This window comes from Inquilinus sp. (genome assembly GCF_039594555.1).
In the GTDB taxonomy this organism is placed as follows: Bacteria; Pseudomonadota; Alphaproteobacteria; order DSM-16000; family Inquilinaceae; genus Inquilinus.
This window is the reverse complement of the sequence record NZ_JBCNNF010000151.1, coordinates 1-15,179: the sequence shown is the minus strand read 5'-3', so window position 1 is coordinate 15,179 and position 15,179 is coordinate 1. Positions and strand designations below refer to the sequence as shown.

General features: G+C 67.6%; 10 protein-coding genes. 7 read left to right on the top strand and 3 right to left on the bottom strand.

Going from position 1 to position 15,179, the window contains the following annotated elements; all coding sequences use genetic code 11:
• Positions 1–200 precede the first annotated feature (200 nt).
• Positions 201–3,071 carry a winged helix-turn-helix domain-containing protein gene (locus tag ABDW35_RS17420; protein WP_343715145.1) on the bottom strand — a complete coding sequence of 957 codons (2,871 nt, stop codon included), beginning with the start codon at positions 3,069–3,071 and terminating at the stop codon, positions 201–203.
• A gap of 193 nt (positions 3,072–3,264) precedes the next feature.
• On the opposite strand from ABDW35_RS17420, the gene ABDW35_RS17415 reads away from it, so the two are divergent.
• The 5 genes from ABDW35_RS17415 (at position 3,265) to ABDW35_RS17395 (ending at position 7,009) form a co-directional block, all read left to right on the top strand.
• Positions 3,265–4,548 (top strand): epoxide hydrolase, encoded by a 1,284-nt coding sequence (locus ABDW35_RS17415; protein WP_343715144.1) that lies wholly within the window; start codon positions 3,265–3,267, stop codon positions 4,546–4,548.
• Positions 4,549–4,711: 163 nt separating this feature from the next.
• On the top strand, positions 4,712–5,266 hold the full coding sequence (locus tag ABDW35_RS17410; protein ID WP_343715143.1) for an AraC family transcriptional regulator: 555 nt from the start codon (positions 4,712–4,714) through the stop codon (positions 5,264–5,266).
• Positions 5,267–5,283: 17 nt separating this feature from the next.
• Positions 5,284–5,700 carry an organic hydroperoxide resistance protein gene (locus tag ABDW35_RS17405; RefSeq protein WP_343715142.1) on the top strand — a complete coding sequence of 139 codons (417 nt, stop codon included), beginning with the start codon at positions 5,284–5,286 and terminating at the stop codon, positions 5,698–5,700.
• Between the two features lie 30 nt (positions 5,701–5,730).
• Positions 5,731–6,780 carry an alpha/beta hydrolase gene (locus ABDW35_RS17400; RefSeq protein WP_343715141.1) on the top strand — a complete coding sequence of 350 codons (1,050 nt, stop codon included), beginning with the start codon at positions 5,731–5,733 and terminating at the stop codon, positions 6,778–6,780.
• Between the two features lie 13 nt (positions 6,781–6,793).
• On the top strand, positions 6,794–7,009 hold the full coding sequence (locus ABDW35_RS17395; RefSeq protein WP_088156853.1) for a hypothetical protein: 216 nt from the start codon (positions 6,794–6,796) through the stop codon (positions 7,007–7,009).
• Positions 7,010–7,144: 135 nt separating this feature from the next.
• Here the strand turns inward: ABDW35_RS17395 and ABDW35_RS17390 are convergent, their stop codons facing one another.
• Together ABDW35_RS17390 and ABDW35_RS17385 are read right to left on the bottom strand one after the other, a co-directional pair.
• Positions 7,145–7,390: a hypothetical protein gene (locus tag ABDW35_RS17390; protein WP_343715140.1), complete on the bottom strand. Its 246-nt coding sequence runs from the start codon at positions 7,388–7,390 to the stop codon at positions 7,145–7,147.
• Between the two features lie 92 nt (positions 7,391–7,482).
• Positions 7,483–9,681: a phospholipase C, phosphocholine-specific gene (locus ABDW35_RS17385; protein ID WP_343715139.1), complete on the bottom strand. Its 2,199-nt coding sequence runs from the start codon at positions 9,679–9,681 to the stop codon at positions 7,483–7,485.
• 793 nt (positions 9,682–10,474) lie between these two features.
• Between ABDW35_RS17385 and ABDW35_RS17380 the strand changes: the two genes are divergently transcribed.
• Together ABDW35_RS17380 and ABDW35_RS17375 are read left to right on the top strand one after the other, a co-directional pair.
• Positions 10,475–12,664: a TonB-dependent hemoglobin/transferrin/lactoferrin family receptor gene (locus ABDW35_RS17380; protein ID WP_343715138.1), complete on the top strand. Its 2,190-nt coding sequence runs from the start codon at positions 10,475–10,477 to the stop codon at positions 12,662–12,664.
• Positions 12,665–13,156: 492 nt separating this feature from the next.
• Positions 13,157–14,863 (top strand): AIPR family protein, encoded by a 1,707-nt coding sequence (locus tag ABDW35_RS17375; RefSeq protein ID WP_343715137.1) that lies wholly within the window; start codon positions 13,157–13,159, stop codon positions 14,861–14,863.
• The last annotated feature ends 316 nt before the right edge of the window (positions 14,864–15,179 follow it).

Genomic DNA, 15,179 nt, shown 5'->3' with positions numbered 1-15,179 from the left:
AATACAGCACGCGCTCACAGCAGCGGGATCCTTGACCGTCGGACCATGGACTGCCTCCGGCGGCTGGTTGTCGGATCGAGGCCCCGTCCGTCCCGTTCGGCGGCCGGGCAGCCTCGCACGGCGTTCGCGGCCAGCGGCCGCGATCCTCACCATGGCCAACGGAACCGGCCACGGCCCCGTTCCCTGGCGGAGCCCCGCTCCTACCCCAGCGTCGCCAGCAGCATGGCGGCCGCTTTCAGATCCGCCGTCTCCGCCCCTTCGGTGAAGCCGTCGAGCACCGGGCGCAGCAGCGCCGCCGCCTCGCCGGCCCGATCCTGCCCGGCCAGCAGCGCCGCCAGTTCGGTCGCGGCCCGCAGCTCCCAGGCCGGGACGGCCTGCGCGCGGGCCTGGTCCAGCGACCGGCGGAGGGACGCCTCGGCCTCCGCCGCCTGCCGCATCGCCAGCAGCGCCCGGCCCTTCACCCGCAGCAGCTCCGACCGATAGATCAGGTCGCCCCGGGCTTCGACCCGCCGGATCGCCGCATCGGCCAGGGCCAGCCCCTCGGCCTCCCGGCCGGTCGCCGCCAGCCCTTCCGCCAGCGCGAGCTCGAGCGCGGTGGTCAGCACCTCGTGGCCCGCCTCGCGCAGCGTCGCCAGGCCGCCACGCAGCACCGCGACCCCGGCTTCCGCCTCGCCGCGGCGGATGGCGATGGCCCCGGCGAAGGCCTGGCCCACGGCGAGATAGGGCCCCAGCGAGTGCGACCCGGCACGCGCGGTGAAGCGAGCGGCCAGCGCCTCCGCCCGGTCCAGGTCGCCGGTCCAGAGATAGACCGTGATCGCCCACAGCGTGGCCACGGACAGCGTGACCGGATGATCCATCCGCTCCGCCTCCCGGACGGCGCGGGCGGCCAGCTCCGCCGCCTGGACCGGATACCCCTGAAGCCACAGGGTCCTGGCCAGGATCACGCCGGCCAGGTTCGGGCCTTCGAAGCCAAGATGGATCATGCCGGCCGATGACGGCCCCGCCGGCCGCCGCAGCGCCGCCTCGAGCGCCGCGCGGGCGCCGCCGAGATCGCCGGCCAGGTGCAGCGAGATACCCAGCAGGAACTGGGCCAGGGCCAAGGTGGCCGCATCCTCGGCCGCGCCGGCCAAAGCGGCGCCCTGCCGCGCCAGGCCCAGGGCCGTGTCGAAGGCCCCGACGCGCAGATGGAACATGTGCAGCGGGCCCAGCACCATCAGCTGCCCCGGGATGTCTTGGCGGGCCTGGGCGACGGCCAGGCTCCGCTCCAGCGCCGCGCGGGCCGCATCGCTGCTGCCCTGCATGAACATCAGCGCCATGCCGCGCGCCGCCTGCAGCTGCATCTCGTCGCTGCCGCCCCGGGTGCCGGCGTCGAGCGCCTGGATCGCCTGCGCCGACCAGCGGTCGCATTCGGTCAGCAGCGACATCGCCAGGAACACCGGTGTCGCCGCCGCGGCCAGGGCGATGCCGAGCCGGACATCGCCGCCGGCGCCGAAGCACCATTGCAGCGCGGCGCGGACATTGTTCATCGCAGACAGGGTGGGGCCGCGCTCCGCCGCATTCGACAGCGCCGGCCATTCGGCCTTGAGCTGGTCCAGCCAGCGCCGGTGGTGTTCGGCATGGCGCGCCGCCAGGGCCGTGCGCTCGTCCTCCCCGGTGATCTGCTGGGCATAGGCGCGCGTGGTGTCCAGCAGGCGATAGCGCATCATCGCCCCCACCGGCCGGGTCGCGACCATCGATTTGGCGATCAGGCTGTCGATGGCGGCGAACACCGTCGCGTCGTCCACCGGCCCGCCGGTCACCACGCCCAGCGCCGCCTCCATGGTGAACGGGCCGACGAACACGGCGAGGCGGCGCAGCACCAGCCGCTCCGCCTCCGACAGCAGGCCATAGCTCCAGTCCAGCGTCGCCTGCAGGGTGCGCTGGCGCGGCGGCGCGTTGCGCTGCCCCGGCCAGGACAGCGGCAGGCGCTGGTCCAGCAGCGCCGCGGTCTGCTTCAGGCCAAAGGCCTGGACCCGACCGGCCGCCAGCTCGATCGCCAGCGCCATGCCGTCGAGCCGGCGGCAGATCTCCGCCACCAGGACGGCGTCGGCATCGCTGAGCTGCAGCGGCGCGCCGGATGCCGCCGCGCGTTCCAGGAACAGCCGGGCGGCGGGGAAGGTCGTGGCGACGTCGGCTGTCAGGCCGGGCTCGTCCGGCGGGCAGTCCAGCGGCGCCAGGGGATGGACCTGCTCGCCCTCGACCCGCAGCGCCTCGCGGCTGGTGGCCAGGATATGGGCCTGGGGCGCGGCCCGGAAGATCTCGGCGGCCAGGCCGGCGGCGCCGTCGATCACATGCTCGCAGCTGTCCAGCACCAGCAGGAAGCGGCGGTCGCGCAGATGGGCGATCAGGCCGGGGACCGGGTCCTCCGACCGGATCGGCAGGCCCAGCATCGACGCCACCGCGACCGGCACCAGCCGCGGGTCGGTCACCAGCCCGAAATCGACGAACAGGGCGGCGCCGGCGAAGCTGTCCAGCAACTCATGCGCCACCGCAGCGGCCACGGTGGTCTTGCCGACCCCGCCGGGGCCGACGATGGTGACGAAGCGCCCCGCAGCCAGCTGCTCCGCCAGGGCCCGCACGCTGTCCTCCCGACCCACCATCCGGGCCAGCCGCGCCGGCAGGAAGGTGGCGCCGGTGAAGGACGCGCCGGCCGCGGCGCCGTCCGCCGTCTGGGCCGCCAGCGGCGAGGACGGGCCCGAGCGCAGCACCGGCGCCACGAAGCAGTAGCCCCGGCCCGGCAGCGTCGCGATGTAGCGCGCGCCATCCTGGCCGTCGCCCAGCGCCTTGCGCAGCCCGGCGATGTGGAAGCGCAGGCTGCCCTCCTCGACGATCACGTCGGGCCACACCTCGGCCATCAGCTCGCGCTTGCCGACCGGCTCATTCGGGCGGGCGACCAGGGCCACCAGGATGTCCAGCGCCCGGGCGCCGAGATCGACCGGCTCGCCGTCCCGGGTCAGCAGCCGCTCGCCCACGGCCAGGCGGAAGGGACCGAAGGAGAAGACGTCCCCCGCCTGCGCCGGCCCGATCATCATTCGCGACATCTCCGTCCTGACTTGGCCGCATCCTAGGGGAACGGCCGGCGCGGCGCCAACCGGCCGGCCGCCGCATGCAGATTGCAGCAGGTGGCGGCAAACCCCGGCAGTCCTGTGAAAGCACGGGTGCGGGGGCGCCGCTAGGGTCGCGGCCGGACCGGCCTCCCGGTCATCCCGCAGCAGAGGACCGATCATGTTCGACGTAGTGCCGCCCGCCACCCGGCGCGGCTTCCTGGCGGCGTCCGCGACCGCGATGGCAGCCGCCGGTGCGCTGAGCGTCCTGCCCGTACGGCTGGCCGCGGCCGCCACGGGCCCGGCGATCCGCCCGTTCCGCGTCGCGATCCCCGAGGATGCGCTGACCGATCTGCGCCGGCGCATCGCGGCGACGCGCTGGCCGGGCAAGGAGACGGTGGCCGACGCGTCCCAGGGCGTGCAGCTGGAGCGGCTGCAGACCCTGGTGCGCTACTGGGGCACCGATTACGACTGGCGCAAGGTCGAGGCGAAGCTGAACGCCCTGCCGCTGTTCGTGACCGAGATCGACGGGCTGGACATCCAGTTCATCCATGTCCGTTCGAAGCACGACAGCGCCCTGCCGCTGATCATGACCCATGGCTGGCCGGGGTCGATCCTGGAGCTGGTCAAGGCGATCGGCCCGCTGACCGACCCGACGGCGCATGGCGGCAAGGCGGAGGACGCGTTCCACCTGGTGGTGCCGTCGCTGCCGGGCTTCGGCTTCTCCGGCAAGCCGACCGCGACCGGCTGGGATTCCAACCATATCGCCCGCGCCTGGGGCGAGCTGATGGCGCGTCTCGGCTACAAGCAGTTCGTATCCCAGGGCGGCGATTGCGGCTCGGTGATCTCGCACCGCATGGCGATGCAGAAGGTGCCGGGGCTGATCGGCATCCATGTCAACATGCCCGCCACAGTGCCGGCCGAGCTGCAACCGCTGCTGGCGCAGGGCCTGCCCGCCCCGGCCGGGCTGCCGCCGCGCGAGACGGCGGCCTATGACCAGCTGAACGACTTCTATCAGAACAACACCGGCTATTCGGCGATGATGGTGACCCGGCCGCAGACGGTCGGCTACGCCCTGGCGGATTCGCCAGTCGGCCAGGCCGCCTGGATGTACGACAAGATCGCCCAGTGGACCTATAGCGGCGGCGACCCGGAGAAGTCGCTGACCCGGGACGAGATCCTGGACGACATCTCGCTGTACTGGCTGACCGACAGCGCCACGTCGTCCGCGCAGATCTACTGGGAGGACCACTCCAACAACTTCAACGCCGTGAGCATCGACCTGCCCGCGGGGGTGACGATCTTCCCGGGCGAGATCTACCGCGCGCCGCGCAGCTGGGTCGAGCGCGCCTATCACAAGCTGGTCTATTTCAACGAGGTCGACAAGGGCGGCCATTTCGCGGCCTGGGAGGTGCCGGAGCTGTTCGCCACCGAAGTCCGCGCCGCGTTCCGCACGCTGCGCTGAGTCCTGTCCCGGCAGGATAGGACATGGGTCCGGCCATCCCCGGCCGGGCCCGTGTTTACCCGGCTTTACCTCCGCTAACGCCGGCTCACAACCTCTAACGGGCGGTCCGCCGCGCGCCCGACTAGATATCCAGCATCGACGACGGGCTGGAGGACACGGGGCGATGGAGACGGACGGGACAAGCCTCACGGCCTGGGCCACCGACGCGTCCTGCATCCCGGCCGAGACCGCCGAGGCGCTGCTGGAGGATGTCCGCCGCGGGCTGGACCGGAACCCGGAGGCGGCGCGCGCCGCCGCGGTGCGGCTGGTGACGCTGCTGACCCTGTCGGCCGCGACCCGGGCCGGCGGTACCCGTGGCGGGCTGGCGCCCTGGCAGAAGCGCCGGGTCGACCGCTATCTGCGCCGGTCGCTGCACCGCCCGCTGCGGATCGAGGAGCTGGCGGAGCAGGCGGCGCTGAGCGCCAGCCACTTCGCCCGCGCCTTCAAGGACAGCTTCGGCGCCACGCCGCAGCGCTACATCACCGGCCTGCGGCTGGAGCGGGCGCAGCGGCTGATGCTGGGCACCAGCGAGCCGCTGAGCCAGATCGCCCTGGCCTGCGGCCTGGCCAGCCAGGCGCATCTGTCGAAGCTGTTCCGCCGCTGGCTCGGCGAGACGCCGAGCGCCTGGCGCCGGCGGCACCAGACCGAAGCGCCCGTGTCCCCTCTCGCGACACCCTGACCATCCTGGAGCGCATCATGACCAAGATCGACAAGGTCCTGTACACCGGCAAGACCCACACCACCGGCGGCCGCGACGGCCTGGCCCGCAGCGCGGACGGCCGGCTGGACATCAAGCTGTCGCCGCCCGGCGGCCCGGGCACCGGCACCAATCCGGAGCAGCTGTTCGCCGCCGGCTGGTCGGCCTGCTTCATCGGTGCCATGGGCCGCGCCGCGACCGAGCTGAAGGTCACCCTGCCGGCCGACCGGGCCGTCGACGCCGAGGTCGATCTGGGCACCACCGACGGCGCCTTCTTCCTGCAGGCCCGCCTGACCATCAGCCTGCCCGGCCTGGACCGCGAGACCGCCCAGAAGGTGGTCGAGGCCGCGCATCAGATCTGCCCGTACTCCAAGGCCACCCGCGGCAATATCGACGTCACTCTGACCGTGGCGTGAGTCGCCCAGCCGGTTCCGAAGGAAGCCCCCATGTCCGAAGATATCGATCTCCCGCGCCGCCGCCTGTTCGGCACCGCGCTGATGACCCTGGCCGCCGCCCCCTTCGTCTCGATCGGGACCGCGGAGGCCGCGCAGACCAATGCCCCGGCCGCCGTTCCCGCGGCCAAACCGTCCTCCGGCGCCGGCTTCGGGCCGCTGAAGCAGGTCGACGCCGGCGACCTCAATGTCGGCTATGCCGAGGCCGGCCCGGCCGATGGTCCGGCGGTCCTGCTGCTGCATGGCTGGCCCTATGACATCTACAGCTTCGTCGACGTCGCGCCGGTGCTGGCTGCTGCCGGTTACCGCGTGATCATCCCGTATCTGCGCGGCTACGGCACCACCCGGATCCGGTCGGCGGCGACGCTCCGCAACGGCGAGCCGGCGGCCCTGGCCGTCGACGCCATCGCCCTGATGGACGCGCTGAAGATCAAGACGGCGGTGGTGGCCGGCTTCGACTGGGGTGCCCGCACCGCCTGCATCCTCGCGGCGTTGTGGCCCGAGCGCTGCCGGGCGCTGGTCTCGGTCAGCGGCTACCTGATCAGCAGCGCCGCCGCCGGCCGGAAGCCGCTGCCGCCGAAGGCCGAGCTGCAGTGGTGGTACCAGTTCTACTTCGCCACCGAGCGCGGCCGCGAGGGCTACAGCGAGAACCGGGACGACTTCAACCGGCTGATCTGGCAGCTGGCCTCGCCGCAGTGGCATTTCGACGACGCCACCTTCGGTCGCAGCGCCACGGCCTTCGACAACCCGGACCATGTCGACATCGTGATCCACAACTACCGCTGGCGCATGGGCCTGGCCGAGGGCGAGACGCGCTACGACGAGATCGAGCGGAAGCTGGCGCAGAGCCCGGTGATCGCCGTGCCGACCATCACCATGGAGGGCGACGCCAACGGCGCGCCGCATCCGGAGCCGGCGGCCTATCGCGGCAAGTTCTCGGGCAGGTACGAGCACCGCACCATCACCGGCGGCATCGGCCACAACCTGCCGCAGGAGGCCCCGCAGGCCTTCGCCCGGGCCGTGCTCGACGTCGCCAAGCTCTGACCGGGAGGTCACGATGAGCCTGTCGTTCTTCCGCCGCTTCGCCGCCGGCGCCATGCTCGGCGCCGCCGGCGCCTTCACCGCCGCCTGCGGCGCGCTGGGCGAGCAGGTCCGCTACGCCCCGGCCCCGGTGGCCCGGCTTGGCACCCGGCCGAAGACGGCACCCCATGGCGATGCACCGCTGCCGGACAGGACGGGATCCGGCGTCCCACCGACCCGCACCGGCCGGTGATCGCCTGACGGCCGCGGCGCGCCGGAATGGTCCGGCGCGCCGCGGTCATGTTTAAAGCTCGATCGGCATCCTTCCTTGCGAGGAGGCGAAGCGATCCATTCGTGCGCAAGGGCTGTTCCGTCGAGCCAGCCAGCCTCACTTGCAGCTGCAGGCGGCGCCCTGGCTGCCGAAGTTCTTGGCCACGAAGCTCTGGGCGTCCGAGAGATAGTCGAAGGCGCCGAACTGGCAGACATCGCTGCCCCGCGCCGTCTTCTCCTGCTCCAGGGTGCGCATCTCGATCTCGATGCGGTTGTCGGCGCAGAACACGCCGTACTCGCCGGCGGCCCAGGCCGGCCCGGCCACCGCGATCAGGCCCGCCAAGCCGAAAAACACGCGACGCATCATGGTCCTCCCCCGGTTCGTTCCGCCGATCCTAGCACGGCGGAGGGGGAGGGGCCCGCACCGGCCCGAAGGCCGGCGCGGGGTGCTCTCGATCAGACCAGGCCGGTGTCGCCCATGGCCGGGTCGGACACGCTCGGCAGGCCGTCCTCCATGCGCCCGGCGAAGCGCCGGGTGAACAGCGAGTCGCCCTCGATCCGCGCGGTGAAGTCGTACCACTTGCCCGACAGCAGCAGCGGCAGGTAGGCGGTCGACTGGCCGTGCGGCAGCACCATCTGGCGCCAGGGGAAGTTGAACAGGCTGTAGGCGTTGGCCTTCAGCGTGAACACGCAAGGGCTGCTGCCGCGGTTGATCAGCCGCACGATCAGGCCGCAGGCGCGCTTGTCGTAGCTGACCGCGATCTCCGGCTCGGCCTTGCGGCCGCCATTGGCCACGGTGCCGGTGAAGTGCCGGTGGAAGCCGTTCGGCCCCAGCACCCACAGGTCGTACTTGCCGAAGTCGGGAGAGGTGGTCCACTCGCCGTCCAGCGACTTGCCGGCCTCGACCGAATAGCGCCGCGGCACCCTGTCGAGATGCAGCCGGTCATAGACGTGGAACACCGCGCCCGCTTTGCCGGTGTTGAGGAAGCTCAGCTTCACCCGGTTGTCGTCGGCCTCGCCGTTGACGGCCAGCTCATAGGGCAGGGCGCGCGACGGGCGGATGCCCCGCTCCTGGCGCGGCGCCGCCTGGCTGGCCTCGGCCGGCAGCGGCACCTGCGGCAGCGTCTCCTGCTGCGCGCGCACGGCGTCGGCCTGCGCCTTGGTCTGGCTCGGCAGCCGCGGCGGCCGCTCGTTGTTCGGATTGACGAAGTTGAAGGCGGAGGTCAGGTCGCCGCAGATGGCGCGGCGATAGGGCGGGATGTTCGGCTCCTGCACCCCGAAGCGGGCCTCCAGGAAGCGCAGCACCGAGGTGTGGTCGAACATCTCGGAATTGACCCAGCCGCCGCGGCTCCAGGGCGACACGATGTAGCAGGGGACGCGCGGGCCGGGGCCGAAGATGCGGCCGTCCGGCTTCGGCTGGCCCTTGGTGCCGGGCGGCACCGGGTAGTTGAAGCGCTCGAAGGCGATGTCCTTGTCCGCCAGGGTCGAGGCGCCGGCCGGGCTGCCGTCCGGGTTCAGCGAATGCACCGCCGGCGACGGCACATGGTCGAAGAAGCCGTCATTCTCGTCGAAATTGACGATCAGGACGGTGCGGCTCCACAGGTCCGGGTCGGCGATCAGCGCCGACAGCACCTCCTGGATGTACCAGGCGCCCTGCACCGGGCTGGACGGGCCGGGATGCTCGGAATAGGTCGCCGGCGCGACGATCCAGGAGATCTGCGGCAGCTTGCGGGCCTGGATGTCGGCGCGGAACTCGACCAGCCGGTTGCTGGCCGGGGTGGTCAGGGCGCTCTGCGGCATGGTGTTGCCGACGCCCTTGTACAGCGGCTGGGCCTGGTCGATCGCCGGCGTCCAGGCGACGTAGGGGCTGCCGTCCGGGCCGTTGCCGACCGCCTCGCTGGCGCGGCGGTACTGCTTGAAGCCGACCAGCGGGTTGTCGCCGAAATTCTCCGGGATGTTCTGGTAGACCTTCCAGGTCACGCCGGCCTTCTGCAGCCGCTCCGGATAGGTGGTCCAGGTGTAGCCCTCGCTCGACGGGCCGAAATCGTCCCACTCATTGACCACCGCGGCGACGCCGGCGCCGGTGGCGCCGTTGGTGCCGGTCCAGTGGTACAGCCGGTTCGGGTTGGTGCCGCCGTTCAGCGAGCAGTGATAGCTGTCGCAGATGGTGAAGGCGTTGGCGAGGGCGAACTGGAACGGAACCTCCGCTTCCTTGTAGTAGCCCATCGACTGGTTCTGCTTGAACAGCGGCCACTGGTTCATCTGGCCGTTGGCCCAGGCCGCCTGCATGTCGTTCCAGCTGTGCGGCGTGCCGTTGACGCGCTGGGCGTTGCCCTTCTTCGCGTCCAGGTGATACGGCATCACCACCCGGTTGCCGTTCCACTGCTGGAACACGGTGCGGTTGTTCGCCAGCGGGATGGTGAAGCGGTCGCCGAAGCCGCGGACGCCGGGGAAGGTCCCGAAGTAATTGTCGAAGGACCGGTTTTCCTGCATCAGGATCACCACATGCTCGACATCCTTGATCGAGCGGGTGGCGTTGTGCGCCGGGATCGCCAGCGCGTCGCGGATCACCGGCGGGAACATCGACAGCGCCGCGGCGCCGCCGGCGGCGGCTCCCGCCATCTTCAGGAAGTCGCGTCTGCTTTCAGACGTCATCGTCATCTCTCCCAGGGGGACAAGGGCAAGGGGGTGGCGGCCGGACCGAACGGATCGGGCCGCCGATGATGGGAAACCGAAGGTCAGGCCAGGCTGGGCTTTGCCTCGGGCTTTCCGCCACGGGGAGAAGGGCGGGCCTGCAGATCCTGGCGGACCTTCCGCGTCACGTTCGCGGCCCGACGCCGTTCCGGCTTCGGGACGTCGCGCCTGCTCTCGGATGCCATCCCGATCCCCCCGGACAGAGAAACTGAACTCATCGGTCCAGGTCGCGGCAGTGATCGCCGGGCCCGGACAAGGGACGGCGCCACCCTTCGCCGCGGCCCCAGGGGATCGCGACGTCGGTAATGGCGCCGTTTCAAATGTGGCGGGACCGTAGCCAAGGTTTGTTGCAGGCAGATGTCGCTTCGCCAGGTTTCTTGAGAATGTTGTGGACGATTTCTCTTGCCGAACTCGGCGGCGAAGCCTGCGGATGCTTTCCGAATCCGGCTTCACTTCGAGAAAAGTGAGATTGAGAATGATTTGCAGAATATTGTTGACGTTACGGCGAGGTTACGGATAACTCACAGCCGGATCGCGCGGGGCCTCGGATGGCAGGCCGCCGCGCCGCAGTCCCGGTTCAGCCAGGTCGGATCGCCCCCCAGCCGCCGGACACATCTCGCGGAATGGGGGTCGTTGCATGGTCGGTCGGTATCGCGGCGCGCTGCGCCTGGGCGTGGCGCTGGGCGCCCTGAGTCTGGGCGCTCAGCCTCTTGGAGTAGGGTCCGCTCTCGCGCAATCGGCGCCGGAGGCGGGGATGGCGGCTCCGGCCCCGGCCGAGACGATGCTGCAGCTCGCCCCGATCCCGGTCACCGGCGCCAGCGTCGAGGACCGGCCGGCCTGGACCGACAGCACCGACCGGCAGGAGCTGGACCAGCGCTTCGTGCGCAGCTGGACCGATCTCGGCCGCCGCGTCGATGCCGGGATCAACTTCAACCGCCAGAACGACAGCATCAACATCCGCGGCCTGGATGGCGACCGGGTGCTGACCACGATCGACGGCATCCGGCTGCCCTATCTCGACGACGGCGCCCGCAACGTCCACGGCGGGCTGCGCAGCTTCGACTTCGACACCCTGTCCAGGATCGATGTCGTCCGCGGCGCCGATTCCAGCCGCTACGGCTCGGGCGCGCTGGGCGGCGTGCTGGCGCTGCGCACCTTCGACCCGGAGGACCTGATCACCGACGGCCGCGATTTCGGCGGCATCGCCAAGTTCGGATATCAGGGCGACGACGACAGCGTCGGCGGCACCGCCGCGGTGGCCGGCCGCATCGCCACCGACACCACCCTGATGCTGCAGGGCGGCTTCCGCATCGGCCACGAGCTCGACAATCGCGGCACCGTCGGCGGCTACGGCGCCGACCGCACCAGGCCGAACCCGGACGACTACGACCAGCAGAGCCTCCTGGCGAAGCTGGCGCACCAGTTCGAGGGCGGCCACCGCCTGTCCTTCACCGGCGAGTATTTCCGCCGCCAGGACAATCTCGACATCCGCACCGACCAGGGGCCGGGCCAGAGCTACCTGATCGGCCATGACGACGGGCTGGAGCGCAGCGAGCGCAAGCGGGCGTCGATCGACTACGACTACGCCGCGCCGAAATCGGGCGGCTTCCTCGACCGGGCGCATCTGACGGCCTACTGGCTGCAGACCGAGCGCGTCGACGGCAATGACGGGCTGCGCGGCGTCGATTCCCGTGCCTTCATCATCCCGGGCGACCCGTTCCAGTACGGCTATCCCAGCGGCCGCTACAGCCGGAAGAACCGGATCGAGCAGACGCTGTGGGGCGTGAACGGCGAGGCCGGGAAGACGGTCGACTTGGCGGGGCTGGCCAACCGCCTGACCGTGGGCGGCGAGGTCTATCACATCGGGGTGGAGCAGCATTCCGGCGGCTTCGACAACTGCCCAGCCACGCCGACGACCCGGCCGGCGATCTTCGGGCCGCGGCTGTGCGGCTTCCTGCACAGCAACCAGGCCGATATGCCGGAGGTGCGCGGCAACACCGTCGGCCTCTACGCCGAGGACGAGATCGCGATGCTGGACGGCCGGGTGACGCTGACCCCCGGACTGCGCTTCGACTGGTACGAGCTGAACCCGCACGAGACCGCGGCGTATCGCGACAACCCGAACGTGTCGGGCCTGCCGTCCTCCTCCTCCGACAGCGCGCTGTCGCCGAAGGTGGCGGTGTCCTGGCAGGCGCTGGACGAGGTCACCCTCTATGCCCAGTGGGCCAAGGGCTTCAAGGCGCCGACCGCCACCCAGCTGTACCTGAACTACGGCGGCCCCGGCACCTATCTCAGCCTCGGCAACCCGGATTTGAAGCCGGAGACCAGCAGCGGCTACGAGATCGGGGCGCGGCTGGGCGACGACGACCTCGGCGGCTCGGTCACCTGGTTCGACAATTGGTACCGCAACTTCATCGACAGCGTCAGCGTCGACCCGGCGAGCGTCGGCGTGCCGTCCGGCAGCTATCCGCTCGGCGTCACCGCCTACGAGAACCGGGCGCGGGTGCGGATCCACGGCATCGAGGCGGCGGCGCATTGGCGCTTCGGCGATGGCTGGCGCAGCTGGGCCTCGCTGGCCTGGGCGGTGGGCCGCGACGAGGGGGCGGAGGTCTATCTGAACTCGGTGCCGCCGCTGCGCGCCATCCTCGGCCTCGGCTACGACGCCGCCAGCTGGGGCGCCGACGCCTCGGTGACCATGGCGACGAAGCGCGACAAGGTCGAGGAGGACACCCAGTTCAAGGCGCCGGGCTACGCCATCGTCGACCTGACCGGCTGGTGGGAGCCGGAGCGGCTGAACGGCGTGCGCATCCAGGCGGGCGTGTTCAACCTGTTCGACCGGAAATACTACGACGCGCTGAACGTGCCCGACAGCCCGACCCAGCCGCTGCGCTACTACACCGAGCCGGGCCGCAGCGTGCGGCTGAACCTGACCTACCGGTTCTGACGGGCGCGGGACGACGGCACGGTCGCCGTCCCGGTCCGGCCGCAGGGTGCGCCGCCGGATCAGGGGCGCGTCCCGGAATGCGCGACCGGACGCCGCCGGCATGATGGCTCAGGATAGCCCCGCGCTCTGACCGCAATCGGCTCTTTGCGGACGATTCTGTGAGGGTCTACGAACGTCCGCTCCAGGATGGCCTTGCGGATGATCCGGCCGTGGTTGATGAATTCCGGCATCCGACCGCGAGCTGTCGACCAGGGGCCCGACCGGCGTCTCCCGAAGCAGAAATTGCTAGCGATCTGACCGCGTCCAATAAGCAGATCCGGGTCGCTTACGCCGCCCCAGTGACCGCACTGGATGAGCCACTAACATCGAGAGCAGCTTGATCTTATAGTCAGGTCACTAGTAGTGTTGCTGAGAGGCTATTTCGATGCACTCTATTTTGTGATGAATGCGTCATTGCCTGGTAGATATTGATATAACTCAAAGGGAAAATCGATGGACGATCCAATTCTTAATGCATATCTCGGCGATTTTTCGAAAGCGTTTGATCTAACCAAAGTTAAGGAATCTGATGCCTTTGAATTTTTCTCAGCTTATTGTGTATTTTTTCGAGATTTCTCGGAACATATCGCTCTTGATGATGTCATTGTCGCAGGTGGACTAGACTCTGCAATCGACGCCATTGGTATATTTCTAAATGAAATTTCGGTAACGTCAGTCGCGCAGATTGAAGAAATCGCAGCTCGACAGAAGATTGACGTCGATTTCTGTTTTGTTCAGGCAAAGACGGCGCGCAGCCTCAGTGCAGCTGAGATCGGTAGCTACATACAGGGTATTAAGGAGTTTTTCGGTCAGAGATTTATGCCAACAAATGAGAGTATAGCTGACAAGCGATCTCTCTCTGATCACGTATTTAATTTCAGCGTCAGGATGCGTGCAAAACCAAGACTCCACATGTATTACTGCTATGCCGGTTCCTACAAGGGCGACGCTGTTATTGAAGCTCGAGTTAAAGCTGGGAAGGAGGAGTTATTATCTCTTAACCTGTTCTCTAGTGTGGAATTCCACTTTCTCGACGCAAATAGGCTTCAACAAAGATACCAAGAGGTCAATTTAAGAATCGAGAAAGAGGTTCAGATTAACGAGTATGCAACCCTGCCATCGATCGCAGGTATCCGGCAGGCTTACTTAGGCGTCATGCCGTGCAAGGAAATCGTAAAGCTCTTATCGAACTCAGATGGAAAATTGCACAAAGCGCTGTTTAACGAGAACGTGCGCGATTTTCTTAGCCGAAATCCGGTGAACGATGAGATCGAGGATACGATTAAGTCCACGGAGAAGCAGGGCCGACTCGCAGCGCTAAATAACGGAGTAACCATTGTCGCGCGGGATGTTAGGATCGTTGGCAAAAATTTCACGCTGGGGGACTATCAAATAGTCAACGGTTGCCAAACCAGTCATATTGTTTTCATGCATCAAGATAAACTTTTGAAAGACACGTCGTTACCCGTCAAAATTATTCAAGCCGAGGATAGAGAGCTGGTGAACGAGATCGTTCGCGCGACGAATAGGCAAACCGAAATAAAGGATGAAGCGTTTGTCGTGTTGAGTGAATTCCACAAACGGCTTGAGAGATTCTTCCAAAGCGTAGATGCAGATCAGAGTCACAAAATTGTGTATGAGAGACGGAAGAGGCAATACGCGGATTCCGCATACACTGCGCAGAATATTGTGTCCCTAACATTTCTGACGAATAGCTTTGTCAGCTGCTGCCTCGAAAATCCGGTTGATGCAAATGACTACTACGGAGTTCTGTTGAGCAAATATAAAGACCAGATGTATATAGATAAGCATTCCTTATGGCCTTATCTTCTCTCTGCAAGTATCTTAAAAGAGGTTGAGAGGCTTTGCGTTGGGAAAGCCAAGCCAAGCCTTTGGAAATTCCGTTTCATCATATCGCTGTTGATTCGGAAGGGATTTGGGCCACTCCCGCGCCTAGACAACGACAGGGACCAGAGAATATACACCGAGAATGCTATTGGTGTTTGTAGAGATAGTGCGCGATTTCTAACAATGGTTGTCGCTGCGGAGAAGATTCTCGCGGAAGCGATTGGTGTTGAAGGTGATACTTTCGATAGGATGAATGCGCACCAAGATAGGAAGTTTGTCGAAAAGGTGATCAGTTCTGTTGTCAAGAATTGAGCCCCGCCAGCTGATGGCTGTCGTCTCGGTCTGTCGCTCAGCGTGGGGCTGGTTGTGTCCGGCACAATGTGTCGAGGCCGAAGACCGGTCTTCGTGCGATCCGGACGTCTCGCCGCTCCGTCCGAGGGGACCGCTCTTCACCCTTTCCGGACAAAGCGATTCCGCTGGATGGTCTCGCGATGCGGAAGGGGCCGCCGCGGGTGATGCCTCGTAAACACTATGTTCATTGCGCAGCCGGCTCATTTAGTTCATGATATGTTCTATGAACAAGGCGTGCTCCGTCCCGACCCTGCAGCCACCGGCCCCGGTCCTCGAC

Coding starts and splice junctions, on each gene's coding strand:
- ABDW35_RS17420 (WP_343715145.1), bottom strand. CDS start 3,071: ATGATGATCGGGCCGGCGCAGGCGGGGGACGTCTTCTCCTTCGGTCCC.
- ABDW35_RS17415 (WP_343715144.1), top strand. CDS start 3,265: ATGTTCGACGTAGTGCCGCCCGCCACCCGGCGCGGCTTCCTGGCGGCG.
- ABDW35_RS17410 (WP_343715143.1), top strand. CDS start 4,712: ATGGAGACGGACGGGACAAGCCTCACGGCCTGGGCCACCGACGCGTCC.
- ABDW35_RS17405 (WP_343715142.1), top strand. CDS start 5,284: ATGACCAAGATCGACAAGGTCCTGTACACCGGCAAGACCCACACCACC.
- ABDW35_RS17400 (WP_343715141.1), top strand. CDS start 5,731: ATGTCCGAAGATATCGATCTCCCGCGCCGCCGCCTGTTCGGCACCGCG.
- ABDW35_RS17395 (WP_088156853.1), top strand. CDS start 6,794: ATGAGCCTGTCGTTCTTCCGCCGCTTCGCCGCCGGCGCCATGCTCGGC.
- ABDW35_RS17390 (WP_343715140.1), bottom strand. CDS start 7,390: ATGCGTCGCGTGTTTTTCGGCTTGGCGGGCCTGATCGCGGTGGCCGGG.
- ABDW35_RS17385 (WP_343715139.1), bottom strand. CDS start 9,681: ATGACGTCTGAAAGCAGACGCGACTTCCTGAAGATGGCGGGAGCCGCC.
- ABDW35_RS17380 (WP_343715138.1), top strand. CDS start 10,475: ATGGCGGCTCCGGCCCCGGCCGAGACGATGCTGCAGCTCGCCCCGATC.
- ABDW35_RS17375 (WP_343715137.1), top strand. CDS start 13,157: ATGGACGATCCAATTCTTAATGCATATCTCGGCGATTTTTCGAAAGCG.